This window comes from Aquimarina addita, assembly GCF_039539305.1.
In the GTDB taxonomy this organism is placed as follows: Bacteria; Bacteroidota; Bacteroidia; order Flavobacteriales; family Flavobacteriaceae; genus Aquimarina; species Aquimarina addita.
Genome location: NZ_BAABCW010000014.1, coordinates 71,151 through 91,790 on the forward strand (window position 1 = coordinate 71,151; position 20,640 = coordinate 91,790).

The 20,640-nt window shown below is 34.1% G+C and carries 14 protein-coding genes; 12 read left to right on the top strand and 2 right to left on the bottom strand.

Annotated elements, in window-relative coordinates; genetic code table 11:
- Positions 1–123 precede the first annotated feature (123 nt).
- The 3 genes from ABD816_RS15880 to ABD816_RS15890 all read left to right on the top strand — a co-directional run bounded on the left by ABD816_RS15880 (position 124) and on the right by ABD816_RS15890 (position 3,696).
- Complete coding sequence (locus ABD816_RS15880) at positions 124–876, top strand: 5'-nucleotidase C-terminal domain-containing protein (RefSeq protein ID WP_344929066.1); 753 nt, start codon at positions 124–126, stop codon at positions 874–876.
- 12 nt (positions 877–888) lie between these two features.
- Entirely contained in the window at positions 889–1,803 is a 915-nt protein-coding gene (locus tag ABD816_RS15885) for a bifunctional metallophosphatase/5'-nucleotidase (RefSeq protein ID WP_344929067.1), read from the top strand.
- A gap of 621 nt (positions 1,804–2,424) precedes the next feature.
- On the top strand, positions 2,425–3,696 hold the full coding sequence (locus ABD816_RS15890; protein WP_344929069.1) for a S8 family serine peptidase: 1,272 nt from the start codon (positions 2,425–2,427) through the stop codon (positions 3,694–3,696).
- A gap of 71 nt (positions 3,697–3,767) precedes the next feature.
- On the opposite strand, the gene ABD816_RS15895 is transcribed toward ABD816_RS15890, so the two are convergent.
- Positions 3,768–4,151 carry a Fur family transcriptional regulator gene (locus ABD816_RS15895; RefSeq protein WP_344929071.1) on the bottom strand — a complete coding sequence of 128 codons (384 nt, stop codon included), beginning with the start codon at positions 4,149–4,151 and terminating at the stop codon, positions 3,768–3,770.
- A 572-nt stretch (positions 4,152–4,723) separates the two neighbouring features.
- Between ABD816_RS15895 and ABD816_RS15900 the strand changes: the two genes are divergently transcribed.
- A complete protein-coding gene (locus tag ABD816_RS15900) occupies positions 4,724–5,365 on the top strand; it encodes an NADPH-dependent F420 reductase (RefSeq protein ID WP_344929073.1) in 642 nt (213 codons plus the stop codon).
- A 64-nt stretch (positions 5,366–5,429) separates the two neighbouring features.
- Positions 5,430–6,320: a helix-turn-helix domain-containing protein gene (locus ABD816_RS15905; RefSeq protein ID WP_344929074.1), complete on the top strand. Its 891-nt coding sequence runs from the start codon at positions 5,430–5,432 to the stop codon at positions 6,318–6,320.
- Positions 6,321–6,841: 521 nt separating this feature from the next.
- On the opposite strand, the gene ABD816_RS15910 is transcribed toward ABD816_RS15905, so the two are convergent.
- Entirely contained in the window at positions 6,842–7,933 is a 1,092-nt protein-coding gene (locus tag ABD816_RS15910) for a formylglycine-generating enzyme family protein (protein ID WP_344929076.1), read from the bottom strand.
- Positions 7,934–8,675: 742 nt separating this feature from the next.
- On the opposite strand from ABD816_RS15910, the gene ABD816_RS15915 reads away from it, so the two are divergent.
- The 7 genes from ABD816_RS15915 to ABD816_RS15945 all read left to right on the top strand — a co-directional run bounded on the left by ABD816_RS15915 (position 8,676) and on the right by ABD816_RS15945 (position 20,636).
- Entirely contained in the window at positions 8,676–9,689 is a 1,014-nt protein-coding gene (locus tag ABD816_RS15915; RefSeq protein ID WP_344929077.1) for a LacI family DNA-binding transcriptional regulator, read from the top strand.
- 178 nt (positions 9,690–9,867) lie between these two features.
- Positions 9,868–11,082 (top strand): DUF6786 family protein, encoded by a 1,215-nt coding sequence (locus ABD816_RS15920; protein ID WP_344929078.1) that lies wholly within the window; start codon positions 9,868–9,870, stop codon positions 11,080–11,082.
- Between the two features lie 15 nt (positions 11,083–11,097).
- Positions 11,098–12,876 (top strand): L-fucose isomerase, encoded by a 1,779-nt coding sequence (locus tag ABD816_RS15925; protein ID WP_344929079.1) that lies wholly within the window; start codon positions 11,098–11,100, stop codon positions 12,874–12,876.
- A 19-nt stretch (positions 12,877–12,895) separates the two neighbouring features.
- Positions 12,896–14,179 carry an L-fucose:H+ symporter permease gene (fucP, locus tag ABD816_RS15930; protein ID WP_344929082.1) on the top strand — a complete coding sequence of 428 codons (1,284 nt, stop codon included), beginning with the start codon at positions 12,896–12,898 and terminating at the stop codon, positions 14,177–14,179.
- A gap of 5 nt (positions 14,180–14,184) precedes the next feature.
- Positions 14,185–15,849 carry a ribulokinase gene (locus ABD816_RS15935; protein ID WP_344929083.1) on the top strand — a complete coding sequence of 555 codons (1,665 nt, stop codon included), beginning with the start codon at positions 14,185–14,187 and terminating at the stop codon, positions 15,847–15,849.
- A 280-nt stretch (positions 15,850–16,129) separates the two neighbouring features.
- Positions 16,130–19,180: a SusC/RagA family TonB-linked outer membrane protein gene (locus ABD816_RS15940; RefSeq protein WP_344929084.1), complete on the top strand. Its 3,051-nt coding sequence runs from the start codon at positions 16,130–16,132 to the stop codon at positions 19,178–19,180.
- A gap of 10 nt (positions 19,181–19,190) precedes the next feature.
- The gene (locus tag ABD816_RS15945; RefSeq protein ID WP_344929086.1) at positions 19,191–20,636 is read left to right on the top strand and encodes a RagB/SusD family nutrient uptake outer membrane protein; all 1,446 of its coding nucleotides are present in this window, start codon (positions 19,191–19,193) and stop codon (positions 20,634–20,636) included.
- Positions 20,637–20,640: the final 4 nt, after the last annotated feature.

A 20,640-nucleotide genomic window follows, 5' to 3' on the forward strand; every position in this document is an offset into this window, starting at 1 on the left:
TTACACCTGTGAATTAATTGGTTTTTAATTGATAATACAAAGTTGATACTATATTTTTTTACTAAAAATTTTTGTGCTAAACTTCATAATTTAGCAAACGATATTGATCTAATGAAAAACACTATGTACAAAAGTTTCGTTTTACTCGTATTTTTAATCTTACTTTCATCCTGTAAGAAAAAAAATCACCTTTTAAAGGCTGAGAGTACAAGAATTGAAATCAATGATCAAGCTTTGTCCAATATAGCTATTGATAGTTTTATAAAACCATATAGGCAAAATGTAAAGAAAAATCTGGACAGTGTTTTGGCGTATTCACCAGAGGCACATACGAAAGGAGATGGAGTGTTAAATACAGCTATTGGTAACTTAATGGCTGATATTGTTTTAAAACAAGCCAACCTGGTTTTTGAATCTAGAACAGAAAAAACGATACACATGACGTTGCTAAACTATGGAGGGATTCGTGCACCTATCCCAAAAGGTGATATTACGGCACGCACTGCTTATGAGGTGATGCCATTTGAAAATAGTATTGTAGTAGTGGAAATGAAAGGTATAGATATCAAGAAACTGATTAAGTATTTACAAAATTCTAAACGAGCACACCCCATAGCAGGATTAAAGCTGGCTGTTGATGCTAATTTTAATCTAGTCAAAGCTTTAATTAAGGATAAAGAAATTAAAGATGACGAAATCTATTTTGTTGCGACTAATGATTATTTATATTATGGAGGTGATGAAATGTATTTTTTTAAACAGGGGATCAAATCATATGCATTGAATTATAAAATTAGAAATGCTATGATTGATTATTTTAAAAAGGTTGATACGATCATAGCTAAAAAAGATGATCGATTCATACAGATTAACTAATCAAATTTTGAAATGAAACGAAGAGCATTTGTAAAACAGACCGCTGTAGCATCCTTAGTCACATTAGGAGGAGTAGGTCTATCATCCTTTTCTGCCAGTAGTGGTGCAAAAAAAATAACTATCTTACATACGAATGATGTACATAGCCATATAGATCCATTTGATCCCAAAGATGGAAAATATCCTAATATGGGCGGTGTAGCAAGAAGAGCATCAATTATTGAAAAAATAAGACAAGAGAATCCAAATACAATATTACTGGATGCCGGAGATATTTTTCAAGGAACTCCTTACTTTAATTTTTATGGAGGGGAACTCGAATTTAAGCTTATGAGTATGCTCAAATATGATATATCAACTATAGGCAACCATGATTTTGATAATGGTATTAACGGGTTCTATGCACAACTCCCCAATGCGCAATTTAAGTTTGTTTCTGCTAATTATGACTTTACAGATACGGTAATGAATACCTTAGTTAAACCTTACGAAATATTAATCAGAGATGGTATTAGGATTGGAGTATTTGGTTTAGGTATACAATTAGAAGGGTTAGTAATGAAGGACCTGTATAAGGAAACTAAATATCTCAATCCCATAGAGATAGCTCAGGATATGAGTACTACGTTAAAAAAGGAAGAAAAATGTGACCTTGTTATATGTTTGTCACATCTGGGATATGACTACAAAAATGAACCAGATAGAGTTAGCGACCTTATTCTTGCCAGGAATACTGAAAACATAGATCTTATAATAGGCGGACACACTCATACTTTTCTAGAGCAGCCTACTAAGGTGCAAAATAGAAAAGGTAATAATGTACTTGTTAATCAAGTAGGTTGTTATGGATTGTATTTAGGAAGAATAGATTTTTATTTTGACAGCCAGAAAAATAAAACTTCTGAAGATAGTTTTATTAGTATCTAAAGCTATACATAATTCTTTCTCAGCGTTGTTTTTATATCATTCATCAAAATTTGTGATAAATCTGTTATTATGATAAGTAATTATCTATAATAGATTCATGTTTATTAGAAGTACCGGCACTATAAACAGTATACAAGTCAGGACAACTGATGTATTTAAGGAATATGGAGAAATATATTGAGACAGCACATATATCCGTAAGCTACTAAACAAATAATTAGTGAAGGTTTTTTGTTTTTAAAATTTTGATAGAAGCTTTTTCTGTGAAATTTTATGTGGCAATGTTATGTTTGTTGAGGGAAAATTTAGATGTTTTTAGCTGTTAGGTAACGAAATTCTGAGATGTTTTTGTTAAATTTAGTTTAAATAAGTTAAAAAATGTTAATATTTTAATAGTGATAAACCACCGCTTTCCTACAAATATGATTTGAAAGATTTTTCTTGTTAAATACTTGTCAAAGTACTGTCTTTGTTAAAGCAACAATGTTGCAATAAATCATGATTTTATATTTTTGTTTCCTCTTAATTTTTGTCAATCAATAACTTAGCCTACGGTTTTTCCATAATGTATTCATTATCTGAATTCATACTTTTGAAAAACTAACTCAAATTATATTTAGAATGAAAAATTTTAGTAAACTTGCTTTAGGAACCTTCCTCACAGCATTAGTAATTACTTCATGTCAGAATGAAACTGTTTCTGAAGGAGTAGTAGAATCAGCAGTAGAGCCAACCAGCACTGAAGGGAAAATTATTCCCGGACAATATATTGTTGTTTTTAAAAATTCAAAAATTGAACCTGCATCAAATGTAGTTCAGAAATCCGCATTTACCAGTAGAGAATCAAAATCCTCATCAATTAGAGAGATTTCAGAAGCTTCTATTAAGAAAATGAATACGATTTTGTTAGATAATGATTTAGATGAATCTAAAGTACTTGATTATTATACGACCAAAATTTCCGGAATGGCCATCAAATTAAGTGATGATGAATTCCAAAAGTTATCAAAAGATGGCAATGTAGCTTCTGTTGAATATGACAGAGTTGTAGAGCTACCAAAATTCGAGGTGGAACAAATCATTCCTCCATCTGATGGGTCACAAAAAATGGCGCAACAAACTCCATGTGGTATTTCAAGTGCAGGAGGTGCTGCCGATGGTACTGGTAGAGATGAGTGGATATGGGTAATCGATAGTGGGATTGATTTAGATCACCCGGACCTTAATGTGATTACAGATTCCAGGTATGCAAAATCTTTTGTAGGTGGTTCGCCTGATGATTGTAATGGTCATGGAACTCACGTTGCAGGGACTACAGGAGCTGTTAATAATAGTATTGGTGTTGTCGGTGTTTCTGCAGGAGCTAATGTTGTACCCGTTAGAGTTTTTGGATGTAATGGCTCCAGTAGCACATCTATTATCCTTTCTGGGATTAATCATGTGGGGCAATTCGATCTTCCTGGTGATGTTGCTAATCTAAGTCTAGGAGGATTCTTCGGATCAGGATGTTCTTCTAATTCTTCATACAGTAGCGCTCTTACATCATTAGGTAGCAGTGGTACTTTTGTTGCTATTGCAGCAGGAAATGATGGTGCTAATGCAGCTAATTATCAACCAGCTTGTGTGAATGGAACTAATATATACACGGTAGCTTCAATGACATGTAGCGGTGGATTTTCATCCTTCTCTAACTATAATATAAACCCAATTGATGTTATCGCTACTGGTAGTAGTGTAACAAGTACTTATTTAAATGGAGGATATGCCACACTAAGCGGTACCTCTATGGCCTCTCCACACGTAGCTGGAATAATGCATGCCAGAGGGTCAGGACCAAGAACTTCTGGCTCTGTAAGCAGCAGAGGCGAAAATTATCCCGTAGCTGTAAGATAAAAAGAAGCACTTTACTTACGTTGGGATTGTGTATTTACTACAACCACCTGTTGGAGAACAGGTGGTTTCTCTTATTTACATTTATTACAAATACCAATTACTAAAAATTGGGTTTCCTGAATGGTAAACCCTTCTAGATTGGGGATGTGTAATGTATTAGGTTGGCAAGTCACTTCTTTACATCTCTGACACTCAAAATGAATATGATTATGGATGTTATGTGATACCCCACAATTATTGCAAAGTGCATAATATGCTTTACCATTTTTACCGGTCACAAAATGAACTTCACCTTTTTCTGCAAAGCGATCCAGTATTCTATAAATGGTGGTTTTATTTACTTTTATAGGCATGGCAGCCATGATGTCTTCTGCCGACATGGTATGCTCAGTATTAGATAAAATATCCTTTACAAGATTTTGTTTCTCAGTATTCCTTGTTTTTTTGGTTTCCATGGTGTGAAATTCAAAACATATTTACTGTATCGAAAATAGTAATTTTTTAGAGATTACACTTGTTTTTGCTAAAATAGAAAGGATTGATATCTATTTTTCTGAATTCTTAGCGATGTCGATGAGTGCTTATCGTATTAACTATGCTCACCCGTATTAGTTCGTTTTATTCATTTTGCAATAATTTTTTAGATATTATATCATGAGTAACCAATTGATCTAAGGTAAAGTTTTGTTTTCTTAGATTTTGGTCATTTTCAACGGCTTTTAGGTTATAAAAAAAAGGATTTCAGGTTCTAACTTTGTATCAACAAAAATATAGAACTCATGAAAAAAATAATTATAGTTACAACAATATACTTTTTGACATCTGTAGGAATTCTTATCGGTTGGGCTGGATTGGTTACTACTTACTTTTAAAGTAAATCAAATAAAAGTAGTAGTCTTAAAAATATATAATAGCACTAAAGAAGAATGGTTTTTGATCATTTATAAAAAGATAATAGTTAACATTTGTGACATTTACTAAACTATCTTTATGATAGTTAAAAATTACAATTAGAAAAAATATAAAAATGAAAAATACATTTAATATAGGGATTATAGGTTCAGGGAGTATAGGCGGTTTATTAGGAAAATTTTGGGCAAATGCAGGACATAAAGTAATGTTCAGTTCTAGAAATCCTGAGAAATTGACGCCACTAATCGATGAAATAGGAAACAATGCACAGGCTGGTAGTATAGTGGAAGCTTCAGAATTTGGAGATATCGTTTTACTGGCAGTGAATTATCAAACAGTTGATGAGGCTCTGGAAAAGGTTAGAAGTCTGTTAGATAATAAAATAGTAATAGATGCTACTAACCCTTTGGCTTATGATGATAACGGAAAAATTTTCAGAATGATTCCCGAGGATATAACTGCTGGTGAATTTATGGCAAAAAAACTACCGAATACTAAACTTATTAAATCATTTACTACACTATGGTCAGAATATTTAAGAAAAGAGTCATTTCGTGATGATGAACTATTGGTAATGCCGATTTCTGGAGATGATGAAGCGGCAAAAAATAAAGTTAGTCAACTTATTGAACAAGCAGGTTTTCTGCCTTATAATTTAGGAACACTCAAGGATTCTAAACCTCAGGATCCAGGAAGTCCAATTTGGAATAAACCATTGACGCTTTCAGAGTTCAAAATCATACATACTAATACATAATGAGTATAAGATCAATACTGATCTGAAGTATTGATCATTATATTTTAAGTTTTAACTTTGTCTTATGGTTAAAAAAGAAATACCAATTTTTGAAAGAAGTAATGATTTGCATCAAGCTACGGGATTCAATCACCGTTCTCATATTCCTTCCTTTGATATTTTTACCTTACAATCTCTAAATCCTACAGCACGAATGTGTATGCCACCTTATAGACAAGGGTTTTATCAAATTGGGATTTTGAGTAATACAGGTATGAGTGAAATTAACCTAAATACAAATGAAGTAAAATTAGAACAGTCTCCCCTTTGGTTTGTAGTGCCAGGACAGGTTTTTTCTTGGGTTAGAGACAAAAAAACAGTAGGATATCACATTCAATTCAGAAAAGAATTTATTTCTAAAACTATCGTTAACCTCACAGAAGAATTTCCTTTTTTGAAACTTGTGGAAAATAGTGTGTTTCTAATGAAATCAGAGGAACAGAAATCATTAGAGTTGGATATGCAACGGATGTATTCTATATTTCAAAACCCTCACCCTTATCAAGAAAAAATGCTCGAGGGCATGCTGATTTCTGTACTTTATAATTGTAAATCTGTGTATGAACGATATAAAACTACTGAAAGTCATTTATCCCGGGCACAAGTTTTAACGCAGCAATTCCAGCAACTAGTTGATAAGTTATATGTTGATTCAAAAAGAGTAAGTGATTACGCAAGTAAACTCAATGTAACGTCTAATCATCTCACTACGACAATTAAACGAATTACAGGTAAGACAGCTAAAGATATCATCCAGCAGCGGGTGTTTTTAGAAAGTAAAACAATGTTATCATTTACAGCTATGGATGTAGCTGAAATAGCATATCAACTTAATTTTCAAGAACCCACTCATTTTACGCGTTTCTTTAAAAAGATAAGTGGTATTACACCTAATAAATTTCGTCAATCACTATAGTCACTACGGTTACTATATTATTTTAAAAAGTCATAATTTGTAGCTGTAGCTTTGGTGAAATTTTGTAGTGCAATTCTCGAACAATAGTTTGTTAAGCTACAAAAACTATTCATTTTGTTATGATTAGCTAAAAAATAAATCAAAAAACTCCTTAATTATGGGCTATATATAAAACTCCCGTAATCATTGATCATTCGCAAGTTTTTTGTGGAGCCGGGCGCAACAATTAAAATTTTAATTTCCTAGTGATAATAAGACGTTCAAAAGGTACCTTTTCTATTGGTTGCAGATTTGGTCTCGATGTAACAAAGTTTTACATTCAGGTTTTATTGTAACCTGTATTTTACATTAAATGCATATAAATCTTATTTTTTCACCAAACATGTTTGTCAAAATTATTATCGGAAAATGAAATAATACTAGGGAAGAATTAAGTAACCGATATACATAACCTATATTGGGTTCGATATAAAAAATACAAGTCTATATTCAACTTTTATATTTCTAAAAAATAACACTATTTATTTTTTAGCTAGCATTTCTGGAGTTACAACTGTTCTAAACCCTGTATGGTCAGATCCAGAATCCGGACTCATTCCCATTTTAGCAGAAATCCTGTAACTAGCACAGTAAGAAGCATTACAAAGAAAAGAACCGCCTTTTATCACATGTTCTTTCGCATAGGGATTATCGGGATTAAATGCTGATGTTGCGCCCTTAGGATTGATAATATTATCATTTTCTTGTAATGTTTTGTAATAATTAACATTGAAATAATCACTGGTTATTTCCCAGACATTCCCAGACATATCATAAATTCCAATCGAATTTGGGTCATAAGATTTTACAGGTGCAATGTACTTAAAGCCGTCTAAGGGTTCATTAATTAGAGGAAATTGACCTTGCCAAGTATTTGTTTTTTTGTTTAAAACTTCAGCATTGTTCCCCCAGGTAAAAATAGCATCTGTTTGTATTCCTTGTGCAGCAGATTCCCATTCTGCTTCTGTAGGTAATCTTCTATTTGCCCATTTACAATAGGCGAGAGCATCTTCATATGAAATATGAACCACGGGAAAGTCATCTTGACCTTTAATTGAAGATTCTGGTCCTTGCGGGTGTTTCCAGTTTGCTCCAATCTTCCAAGTCCACCATTGCCCATAATTTTGCATATTAACTACAGCATCCACATTTTTATTGAATATTAGGCTCCCTGGCTGTAAAATAGAATCATGAGGCTTTGGTGTACCTTCAGGTAATTCTTTTTTCATTTCATCCCAATCTATAGACCGTTCTGCAATGGTAAGATAACCTGTAGCATCAACAAATGCCTGAAATTGTTTGTTTGTGACTTCGGTTGCATCTATAAAAAATCCATCAACAGTAGCATAATGCGCAGGTTTTTCTCTATCCATGGCAAACGTATCGGTATCTTTTGCACCTTGTAAAAAAGTTTTCCCTTCTACCCAAACCATATTCTCTGGCGCTTTTATTACTGCAGGTATTTTAGGTGTTTTGGGTTCATTTTTGCATGCTGTAGAAATAGATATATAGATAAGAAGAAAACCATATTTTAAAAGAAGTATCGATATCGATCTGAGTTTTAAAACAGCCATAGTTATTATAAAGTTAAGCTTTACTAGCAAATATAAAATATAACTGGTTTAGATTAACAGCTATTGTTTCTGTTTGACATTTTTTTACCATTGTTTTTTTAATTCGTTTTAAGATAAATCTGGCTGCTTCAACACCGATTTCTTGTGTATTCTGATGCACAATGACTAAGGAAATATAAAGCAGGTAACCAAAATTGAGATGTAAGTAGAGCAAAGGATGGAAAGGTATATGTTGCTAATAATAGTGGTTTATTGGAGTATGATACCTTAATCAGGAAGTTATCAATTACCAGCTAAAACTAACAGTAAGATCAGTTTTAGCTATTGATGATATTATATATACAGGATTCTATGAAGAGTTTGGATACTGAAAAAGTGATGGCTATAGATTACTTAACTACGATTCATTAATAGATGCTATACCAGATTTAATTTCACCAAATGAAGAAATTTTGGAAATAGGAAAATTCAAAGACAAAATAATTTTTCGATCATTTTTAAATATTTACATATATGACTATAATAATAAGAAGGATTGTTGTCAATATATTAAGTACATTTCCTTGCTATTCCGTAAAAACTACATTTCAGAAAAAGAACTTCATGAAAGTATTTTGGAAATAATCTCCATTTTTGACTTTTTATTCTGTTAGCCCTTTCCGCTCTGCTGGATTTAATTTGTTACAATAAATTTATCTTTTTTCGTTTATGAACTTAAACGTTTAATATCTTATATTTGTTAATGGCTAAAAAAGTTTCATTAAAGGACATTGCTCAGAAAGCAGGAGTATCTATTGCTTCAGTATCCTACGTTCTAACAAAAGGAAATAATAGCGGTGTAGGTCCAGAACTTTCAGAAAAAATAAAGAAAATAGCATCTGAACTTAATTATCGACCAAACCAAATTGCCAAAAGTTTACAAAGTGGTAAATCATATAGCATTGGTTTAATTGTAGCAGATATATCAAATCCTTTCTTCGCGAATATTGCAAGAATTATTGAGGATCAAGCTAAAAAGTATAATTATACAGTGATCTTTGGTAGTTCTGACGAGATGGCTAGTAAGTCCTCAGACTTAATAACTTTTTTCGTTAACCGTCAAGTTGATGGATTTATTATTGCTCCTGCAGAAGATTCATTAGAACAGATAAAAGCATTACAAAAACAAAATATACCATTTGTTTTAATTGATAGGTACTTTCCGGAAATAGACACTAATTATGTTGCTACAGATAATTTTATGGCAACTTTCAAAGCAACCAATAAGCTTATAGAATCTGGTAATAGCGAAATAGGCCTTATTGCTTACAATAGTGAGTTATATCATATGCAAGAAAGAATTAATGGTTATTGCAAAGCTATTGAAGAAGCAGGATGTAGTCCGAAGAAGAGTAATATTAAAAAGATAGACTTTTCAAGCTTGAAGGAACAGATTAATAAAAAAGTTGACGAATTAGTATTGTCAGATAATCCTGTCAGCGCTATCCTTTTTGCAACCAATACATTGGCTTTGTATGGTTTAAAGCGCATAGATGCTTTAAAATTGAAAGTGCCAGATGATGTTTCTGTTATTGTTTTTGATGCGGCAGAAGCGTTTGATTTTTATTATTGTCCTCTTACTTATATTAAACAACCACTTTTTGAAATAGGAACTAATGCTGTAGATATTCTGGTTGATCAAATTGACAAGCCCAATAAAAAACTCTCTCAAGTATGTATTAAAAGTACTTTGGTAGAAAATGAATCTAGTAAATAATAACTTTTTTTATTGCATAATCCTCAGTGAATCGACTAATTAATTAAATTTTAATCATTTAACTTTTTATTTAAACGTTTAAGTAATATATTTGATCTCATACTTTTGCATGTTTCTTAAACGTTTAAGTGGTCTAAATGTTCAAAAATGATTCAGAAGTTTATTAACCACTATAGATATGAATAAAATTTTAGTTAAGATACTCATTCTATGCATGTTTTTAGCTTGCAAGGAAAAAACCAAACGGACTATTGAAATGGATACAGATAACTTTGAGAAAGGAAGTTTTGCTTATGATAAAGCATTTTTAAAAAAGCAGGATACTAACCTTATTATATTAAAACGAGGAAGTGCAGAAGTGATAGTGTCTCCTAAATTTCAGGCAAAGGTTTTTACATCTACAGTTAATGGAAATAAAGGGAAAACATTAGGATGGGTAAATTATGATGCCTTTGGAAAGCAAGATGCACACATGAATGCTTATGGTGGTGAAAATCGATGTTGGCTAGGACCAGAAGGAAATATCTTTTCATTGTTTTTTAAACCTGAAATCGAAATGACTTTTGAAAATTGGAAAACTCCTTCTCCTATCGATAGTGAACCATGGGATATAAAAAGCAAGAATACAACTTCAGTAACGCTTACAAAACAAATGCTGTTAACTAATTATGCTAATTCAGATTTTAATATAAAAGTAGAAAGAGAAATTTCTATTTTAAATAAAAATGATATGGAAAAGCTTTTAAGCGTTAGTGTCAAAAATGTTGAAGCAGTTGCTTACCAAACTAAAAACTCAATAGAAAATAGTGGGGATAACGCTTGGACCGAAACTACAGGTGCACCCTGCATATGGATACTAGATATGTTTCCTCCATCAGAAAAAACAACGGTTGTTATTCCCTACAACTTACAAACTGAAGGTAATGTTGCTACCACAGATTATTTTGGTCAAATCCCAAAGGATCGCATCAAATTGGAAGATGGTATTCTATATTTTAAAGCAGACGGTAAATCTCGTGGTAAATTAGGAATAAATCCAGTGAGAGCTTTAAATACTGCGGGTAGCTATGATGCTATTAACCATATTTTAACAATCACGATATTCGATATTGACCCTAGCGCTACTTATCTCAACCAAGAATGGAAGTTAGAAGGAGACCCTTTAATTGGAGATGCCATGAACGCTTATAATGACGGACCTTTGGAAGATGGCAAACAAATGGGACCATTTTATGAAATTGAAAGTGTCTCCCCAGCTGCGTTCTTAAGACCCGGAGAAATATTGACACACAATCATACTGTTTTTCATTTCATAGGAACTACAAAAGAATTAACTAAGATCTCACAATCTGCTTTAGGGGTCTCATTAACACAAATTATTAACGCTTTATAGATCTAAATGATAGATATGACAACTAAAACTAAATATCCCAAAATAGGTATTCGTCCAATTATTGATGGCAGATTAGGCGGCGTCAGAGAATCTTTGGAGGAAACAACTATGAATATGGCTAAAAATGTAGTTAAACTATTTGAGGAAGAATTGCGATATCCAGATGGTTCACAAATTAAGTGTATCATTCCTGATTTCTGTATAGGTGGAGTAAAGGAAGCAGTAGATTGTCAGGATTTATTTTCTACTAATAGCGTAGGTGTTTCCTTATCAGTCACTCCTTGTTGGTGCTATGGTACCGAAACTATGGATATGGATCCACATTTGCCAAAAGCCATTTGGGGTTTTAATGGTACAGAGCGTCCTGGTGCGGTATACCTGGCAGCAACCTTAGCTGCACATAATCAAAAAGGATTACCTGCTTTTGGTATTTATGGTGAAGATGTACAGGATTTAAACGATAATGAAATCACCCCTGATGTAAAACATAAACTTTTAACGTTCGCAAAAGCAGGCTTAGCCGTAGCATTGATGAAAAATCGAAGCTACCTGGCTATTGGAAGTGTTTCGATGGGTATTGCTGGCTCCATGATCAATCCTGATTTTTTTCAGGATTTTCTTTGTATGCGTAACGAATATGTTGATTCTTCTGAAGTTTTTAGACGAATCGAAAACGAGATTTATGATAAGGACGAGTTTGAGAAAGCGCTAAAATGGACCAAAGAAAATTGTAAAGAAGGAGAAGATTTTAATGAAAAGACACAACAACGTTCCAGACAACTGAAGGATGATGACTGGAAATTTGTAGTAAAAATGACGCTTATTATTCGTGACTTAATGGAAGGAAACCCAAAGTTAAAAGAGATGGGGTATGGAGAAGAAGCAATGGGACACGATGCTATTGTCTCGGGTTTTCAAGGGCAACGTCAATGGACGGATTTTTTACCAAATGGGGATTTCCCGGAAGCCATTTTAAATTCTTCTTTTGACTGGAATGGCAAGCGCGCACCGTATATGGTGGCAACAGAAAACGATGCCCTAAACGGTGTTTCAATGCTTTTTAATTACTTGTTAACCAATACAGCGCAAATTTTTGCCGATGTAAGAACGTATTGGAGTCCAAAAGCTGTTGAACGAGTTACCAAATGGAGTCCTGATGGTATTGCCAAAAATGGTTTTATTCATTTAATAAATTCCGGATCTGCGACTTTAGATGGTACTGCTCAACAAACAAAAAAAGGTAAACCAGTTATGAAACCTTTTTGGGATATTTCAGAAAGTGAGGTACAAGCTTGTATCGATGCGACTACTTGGTATCCTGCTAATGTTGGTTATTTTAGAGGAGGAGGTTATTCTTCGGGCTTTCTTACCAAGGGGGAAATGCCTGTAACCATGTGTCGTTTAAACCTAATTAAAGGTTTAGGGCCAAGCCTTCAAATTGTAGAAGGCTATACTATTGATTTGCCTGAAAATGTTCATAAGACTTTAAATAATAGAACCGATAAGACATGGCCTACAACTTGGTTTGTCCCAAACTTAACAGGAAAAGGAGCTTTTACAGATGTCTATGCTGTAATGAATAATTGGGGATCTAATCATGGTGCTATCAGTTTTGGTCATATTGGAGATCAACTTATCACACTTGCTTCAATGCTTCGTATACCTGTGTGCATGCATAATATTGATGAGACAAGGATTTTTAGGCCTTCCGCTTGGAATAGTTTTGGTATGGAGAAAGAAAGTTCAGATTATCGTGCTTGTCAGACTTACGGACCTTTATATGGAACAAATTAATTAAAAATCTTGGTGCATTATGAATAAAAAGACTCAGGTTCCTGTTATAAAGCCAGGTAATAAATGGCCATTTATCCTCATTACAAGCCTCTTCTTTTTATGGGGATTAGCTAATAATATGACAGACACTTTATTGGCCGCCTTTAAGCGTATTATGAGTATGAGTGATTTTCAAACCTCATGGATTCAGATGGCGTTTTATGGCTCCTATTTTTTATTAGCATTACCAGCCGCCATTCTTATCAAACGGTATACTTATAAAATAGGTGTATTGTTTGGGTTAGCCCTCTTTATTTTGGGTGCATTATTGTTTTACCCTGCAAGTATAACTATGGTATATGGACACTTTTTAGCAGCACTTTTTATTTTAGCTGGTGGGTTGTCCATTTTAGAAACCGCGGCAAATCCTTACATCATCTCAATGGGAGCTGAAGAAACCGCAACGAGAAGGCTTAATCTTGCGCAATCATTTAATCCGATTGGTTCGATTACAGGTATAGTATTAAGTAAGTTTTTCATTCTTTCTAATCTTAATTTATTAGATGCTGACCAACGTGCAAGTATGGATGTGATGGATCTCAAAGCTATTCAGTCTGAAGAATTGACTTCTGTAATGGGAACTTATGTTAGCGTTGCTCTTTTTCTATTGTTGGTTTGGCTATTGGTGAAGTTTACAAAAATGCCATCTATAAGTCATAAAGTCAAAAAATTGGAGATTGGCACAACCTTGAAGCGTCTTATCAGAAACAAGAATTATATATCGGCGGTTGTAGCGCAATTTTTTTATATGGGTGCTCAAATTGGTTTATGGTCTTATACGATACGATACGTTATGCAAGAACTGGATAAAAATGAAAATGATGCTTCGGTATATTATTTAGCATCCATTATTCTTTTCTCAGCATCTCGTTTTTTGTTTACCGCATTAATGAAATATATACAACCTCGAAAACTACTAATGGTCTCAGCACTTTTAGGAATACTATGCACTATAGTTGTTATCTACGGTAACGGTATCGTTGGAGTTATTGCATTGGTACTTGTTTCAGGATGTATGTCCTTAATGTTTCCTACTATTTACAGTCTAGGAATGAGCAAATTGGGAGACGATTCTAAAATTGGTGGATCAGGATTAATCATGGCTATTTTAGGTGGTGCAGTTTTAACAGGGTTACAAGGTATTGTCTCTGATTGGACAAAAAGCATAAACCTATCATTTTATATACCCTTATTTTGTTTAGCTGTCGTTGCAGTATATGCTATGATTCAACATAAAATTCAACCAAAAAACCTAGAATCTTAAAAAGTATGTTCATACATAAAAATGAGGCTTATGTAATTGGAGTAGATTATGGTACAGCTTCCGTTCGCGCTATATTGGTAAATGCTTTTAATGGTGCAGTAGTTGCCGAATCAGAATATGAATATCCGAGATGGAAAAAAGGACAGTATTGTAACCCTTCTAAAAATCAATTTAGACAACATCCTTTAGATTATCTGGAGGGTTTAGAGTATACCATACGTAGTTTGGTAACGAATACGTCAAAAGAAATTGTTCAAAACATTAAGGCTATTACTATAGATACTACAGGTTCTACACCTACACCCGTAGATGAAACGGGTATGCCACTAGCCTTAAGAGATGAATTTAAAGACAATCCCAACGCTATGTTTTTTCTTTGGAAGGACCATACAGCGATGAAAGAGGCTGATGAAATAAATGCACATGCTAAAAAGTTTGATATTAATTACATTCAATATTCAGGTGGTATTTATTCGTCAGAATGGTTTTGGGCAAAATTATTACAAGCATTAAGAGTTGATAAAGAAATTAGAGAAGCCACAGCATCATGGGTAGAGCATTGTGATTGGATGCCCTTTTTACTAACAGGTGGTACCAATTATAAAAATATAATACGAAGTGTTTGTGCGGCTGGACACAAAGGCTTGTGGGCGGATGAACATGGGGGCCTACCTCCAAAAGATTTTTTTAGTTCATTAGATCCGCTATTCAATACTCTTGAACATCCTTTATTTACTGAGGTGTTTACCTCAGACACATCTGCAGGTTATTTATGCTCAGAGTGGGCTTTAAAACTAGGTTTAAACGAAGGAGTTAAGATAGGTGTTGGTGCATTAGATGCGCATCTAGGAGCTGTTGGAGGGCAAATAGAGCCCTACTATTTAAGCAAAGTTATGGGTACATCAACCTGTGATATGCTGGTTATTCCAAAAAGTGATAAAGAGCAGATATTGATACCAGGAATAAGTGGTCAGATAGATGGGTCAATCATACCAGGCATGATCGGTTTTGAGGCAGGTCAGTCCGCATTTGGAGATGTCTATGATTGGTTTATAAGATTGTTAACTAATACAACCTTTGATTTTATCTTAAAAGCAGATGTAGAAGAGGATGTAAAACAAATGCTAATAAAAAATATTCAAATGAATGTTTTAACAGATTTAAGCAAAGCTGCAAAATGTTTACCGTTTGACGAAGACTCAGAACTGGCTTTTGATTGGTTCAATGGTCGCAGAACACCAAATGCTAATCCTTACTTAAAAGGAGCAATTTTTAATCTTGATTTAGCAAGTGACGCACCAAGAATTTTTAGAAGTTTGGTTGAGAGCACATGTTTTGGTTCTAGAAAAATAATAGAGCATTTTATAGAGAAAGGTATTCCGATTAAAGGTGTTATTGCCTTGGGAGGTGTAGCTAAAAAGTCTGATTTTGTGATGCAAATGATGGCGGATGTTATCGGTATGCCTATAAAAGTTAATAAAGCAGAACAAACGTGTGCACTTGGATCTGCCATGTTTGCAACAGTTGTTGCAGATATTTATGATACTATTGAAACGGCTGTTTCAGCTCTAGGGCAAGGTCTCGATACTATTTATGAACCTGATTTGTCAAAAGCGAGTTTATATAGTAGGCGGTATAAAAAATATCAGGAAATAGGTGCGATTATTTAGTAAATATTTATAAAATAATGAGATTTTTTGAGAATCAAAATCGACACCTAAACTCGATATTTTGAGTCTTTTAATTTGCCAGTGGTCTGCCTTTTTACTTTGAGAAAATTACGATTATGATAGTTTAAAAGGTAAATATTAACAATATTATTGATTTAAACGTTTAAGTATTGCGTAATTAAAAATTATAATTTATTTTTGTTACAGATTATAAAAACATATATAAAAGTACTTAAACGTTTAAGTAGTAACGGTGAATTAATCTTTAAAATTCTCATGTATGAAAGCCCACTACAAATTTCATGTATTATATAAAGCGGTATTCCTTGACATTAAAAGCAAATTACTAGCTGTCTTATGCTGTGTAGGGTGCATCAGCGTAACTTTTGCTTCACCAACTGAAATCTTTCCGAAGATATCTCAAGAAGTTCAACAAAATATAACCGGTGTGGTTAAGGATAAAGCGGGTACGCCATTAGCTGGTGTTAATGTGTTAGTGAAAGGTGAAATGAAAGGAACAACAACTGATTTTGATGGAAAATTTTCGATTGCGTTTCAAGCTGGGAAAACCCTCGTATTTTACTATATAGGCTTTTCAACAAAAGAAGTTGAGTTAACTGAAAATAAACCTTTAACTATTGTTTTGGAGAATGATATAAGTCAATTAGATGAAATTGTTGTTATTGGATACGGTTCAGTGAAGAAGAGTGACCTTACAGGCGCAGTTACATCTGTAAGTGAAAAGGATTTCCCAAAAGGTGCTCAAAGTAGCTTACTAAACGTTATTCAAGGGAAGGCAGCCGGAGTTCAAATAACACAACAGAGTGCATCACCTGGTGGTGGTTTTTCAGTTCGAATACGCGGTGCGGGTTCCATTACTGCGGGTAATGAGCCATTATATGTTATTGATGGTTTACCAAGAGATCCAAGTAATGCAATCAACCCAGGCGACATAGAATCTATTGAAATTTTGAAAGATGCATCTGCGACAGCTATTTATGGTTCTCGAGGAGCAAACGGAGTTGTATTGATTACTACTAAAAAAGGAAAAGAAGGAAAAGTAAAAATAAACTATTCTACATATTATAGTGTTCAGAATGTAGCAAAGCGTCTTGATTTACTTAATGGAACTGAATATGCTAACTTTATTAACGATATCAGTACGGATAATAATCAGTCTGCCATATTTACTCAGGAGGAAATTAGTCAAATAGGTGAGGGAACAGATTGGTGGGATCAGGTTTTGGGCACAGCATCTGTAATCAATCATCAAGTTTCGGTTTCTGGAGGTTCTAACAATACAAATTATTATTTGTCTCTAAATCATTTTGATGAAGAAGGGATTATCTTAAATACAGGCTTTCAGAGGACAATGGCTCGGGTAAACATAAATCACGAAAGTAAAAATTACAAGTTTGGAATAAATCTTAATACAAGTTTAGTTCAAGATCAGGATGTACCTTATGGAGATATAAATGCCGCGGCAGGTGTAATAACTACAGCTTTGCAAATGGACCCTACGCTACCCGTTTTTGATGAAAATGGTGATTATTCTGAAAGTATGATCATAGATTTGGATAACCCTCTAGCACAAGCAGAAACTATTTCTATCCTTGCCAGAACCAATAGAACTTTTGGTAATGCATATTTTGAATATTCATTTTTGGACGAACTTAGCGCAAAAATCAATCTGGCAAACGACCGCTCAACTGGAAGAACCGATACTTATATCAGCTCAGTTACCAAGAGAGGGCAAGCAAGTAATGGCTCAGCTGGAATTGCGTCTTCAGAATCCTGGAGTAATTTGCTTGAGTTTACGGTAAATTATAATGATATCATTGCCGAAGACCATAGTATAAATGCAGTATTAGGATATTCATATCAAGATTTTAACAATAGGGGTTTCGGTGCAGGTAGTTCAAACTTTCCTACAGATGCCTTTCTTACTAATAACCTTGGAGCAGGCGACCAAGAGAGATTTACTGTGAGTTCTGAACGATCTAAAAACCAACTCCTTTCATATTTGGGAAGAGTAAATTACGGTTTTAAAGACAAATATTTGGCAACCTTTTCCTTTAGAATAGATGGTTCTTCAAGATTTGGTATAGACGAAAAATACGGTTATTTCCCTTCGCTTGCATTGGCTTGGAAATTGAAAAATGAGTCGTTCCTTGCTAATGTCGATTTTATCTCTAGTTTAAAACTACGCAGTTCTTATGGAATTACGGGCAATCAAGAAATTGGTAATTATAATTCCTTAGTCTTGCTTGGAACTACAGGAGATGCAGTTTTTAACGGCCAACAATTTGAATCTATTGCACCAAGCCAGTTAGAGAATCCTGATTTAAAATGGGAAAGAACGGGACAGTTAAATATAGGATTGGACTTTGGTTTCTTTAATGACAGGATTAATGGTTCCATTGAATATTACAAGAAAAAAACATCTGACCTGTTGCTTGCATTACCAATCCCGGAAACAAGCGGGTTTGGCAGCTCATTGCAAAATATTGGAGACGTAGAGAACAGTGGACTTGAATTTTTGCTAGAAACAAAGAATTTTATTGGAGATTTTAATTGGAGTACATCCTTAAATCTGTCAACATTAAAAAACGAAGTAACTAATCTTGGAGAGCTACCACTCATTCTAGGAGGAAGCCTGAGATTTTTACCTGAATCTACTATTATTCGAGTAGGTGATCCGATCAACTCCTTTTATGGCTATAATGTTGATGGTATATTTCAAACACAAGATGAGGTTAATAACTCGGCTCAACCAGATGCCAATCCAGGTGATATAAGGTACACCGACTCTAATGGTGATGGTATCATAAATGTGGATGATCGCGTGATTTTAGGAGACGGTTTTCCTGATTTTTTCTTTGGTATTACTAACACTTTTTCTTATAAAAACCTCAGCTTGAATTTATTTTTTCAAGGTGTACTGGGAGCCGAACGGCTTAACTATACAAGAATAGATACTGAAAACCCCATCGAATTAAGAAGAAACAGGCAGAGCTATGTTTTAGATCGCTGGACTCCAGAAAATCCCTCGACAGAACATCCATCCTTCTTAACTAATGATTTTTCAAGAGCTATAAATAGTAGGGTGGTAGAAGACGGTTCTTATTTTAGACTCAGGGAGATTACATTAAGCTATAATTTTCAACATCTCAACAACAAGTTTATCAATGATTTCTCAATATATGTCACAGGTCAAAACCTTTTTACAATTACAGATTATACCGGCTTTAACCCTGATATTGGAGGAACCGATTATAACTCTTATCCGTTATCAAAAATTTACACTTTAGGAGTGAATATTAACTTTTAAATAACTGGCAATGAAAATGACACAAATTATAAAAACACTTTCTATACTATCCATAATGACATTGATTTCTTGTAGCGATGCCTTAGAAGAAGAGACGTTTTCTGTCTTGGGACCTACAAATTTCTACAATTCTGCAGAAGATGCCGAAGCATTGTTAAATGGAGTCTATACAGCATCACAGGGCTATAGGGATATCAGTAGAGACTATCTTACAATCAATGAGATGACTACTGATATTCTTATTGAGCGCGGAGGAGGAATCAACGCAAATACCCAACCCATAGAAGATTTTATATGGCCCACTACACATCCTTACTTTGATTTTTTCTGGGGGCGTTATTACGTTGCTATTTATCGGGCAAATGTTACCATAGAACAAGTTCCAAATATTGATATGGATGAGGAGCGAAGAACTCAAATTGTCGCAGAAGCAAGATTTCTTCGCGCATTCAATTATTTTCAGCTGTATGATTTATTCGGTCCTGTGCCATTAATCGTAACAAGTCAAACTGCTGTCACAGACCGTCCATTTAGATCTACAAAGGAAGAAATGCTAACCTTTATGGAAAATGAATTTAACACAGTGGCCGATATTCTTCCTGCTACACAAGAACAATTTGGTCGTGTAACAAATACTGCTGCACTTGGATTTCTTACTAAGATGTATTTAAATAATAGAGATTGGCAATTAGCGGCTGATACCGCTCAGGAATTAATTTCCCTTGGAGTTCATGATTTATTTACTGAAGGGAATCGAACAGATCTTTTTGCCTTGGCAAATGAAGGAGATAATGAATTTATCTTTGTCGCTCCTTTTCCAGACAATCCAGCAACTGGTTTAGGAAACACCTATCTAAGTCATGCAGCGCCACCAGGCTATCAATTTGAATTTCCACCTAAAGTAAATTTTGCAGCGCAGTTTAAAATTTTATCTAGTTTCATAGATATATTTAGCGAAGAAGACGAACGTCTTGACGCTTTTCTGTTTGAATACACGAATGGTGAAGGCAATTTAGTTGTTTTAGGTGAAGACGATACACGAAGCTTTAAATACCAGGAGGACCCAAACGGCATAGGTGATATCAGTGGAAACGATTGGCCATATTTAAGGTATGCTGATATTCTTTTGTCTCGTGCAGAAGCATTGAATGAATTGCAGGGACCTAATCAAGAATCGATAGATTTAATTAATGATGTAAGATTGGCGGCAGGTCTGATGGCAGTTTCAGTAGTAGAATTTCCCTCATCGGATAGCCTCAACGATTTTATTCTGGAAGAAAGAGCCAAAGAGTTTCATACAGAGGGATTAAGACGTCAAGATTTGATCCGACATGATAAGTTTATTTCAGAAGCAATTTCCCGTGGTAAGCCTGCGCAGGATTTTAATCTACTATTTCCGATTCCACAGTCTGAGATTGATAAAAATCAAAACCTTATGCAAAATGATGGATACTAAATAC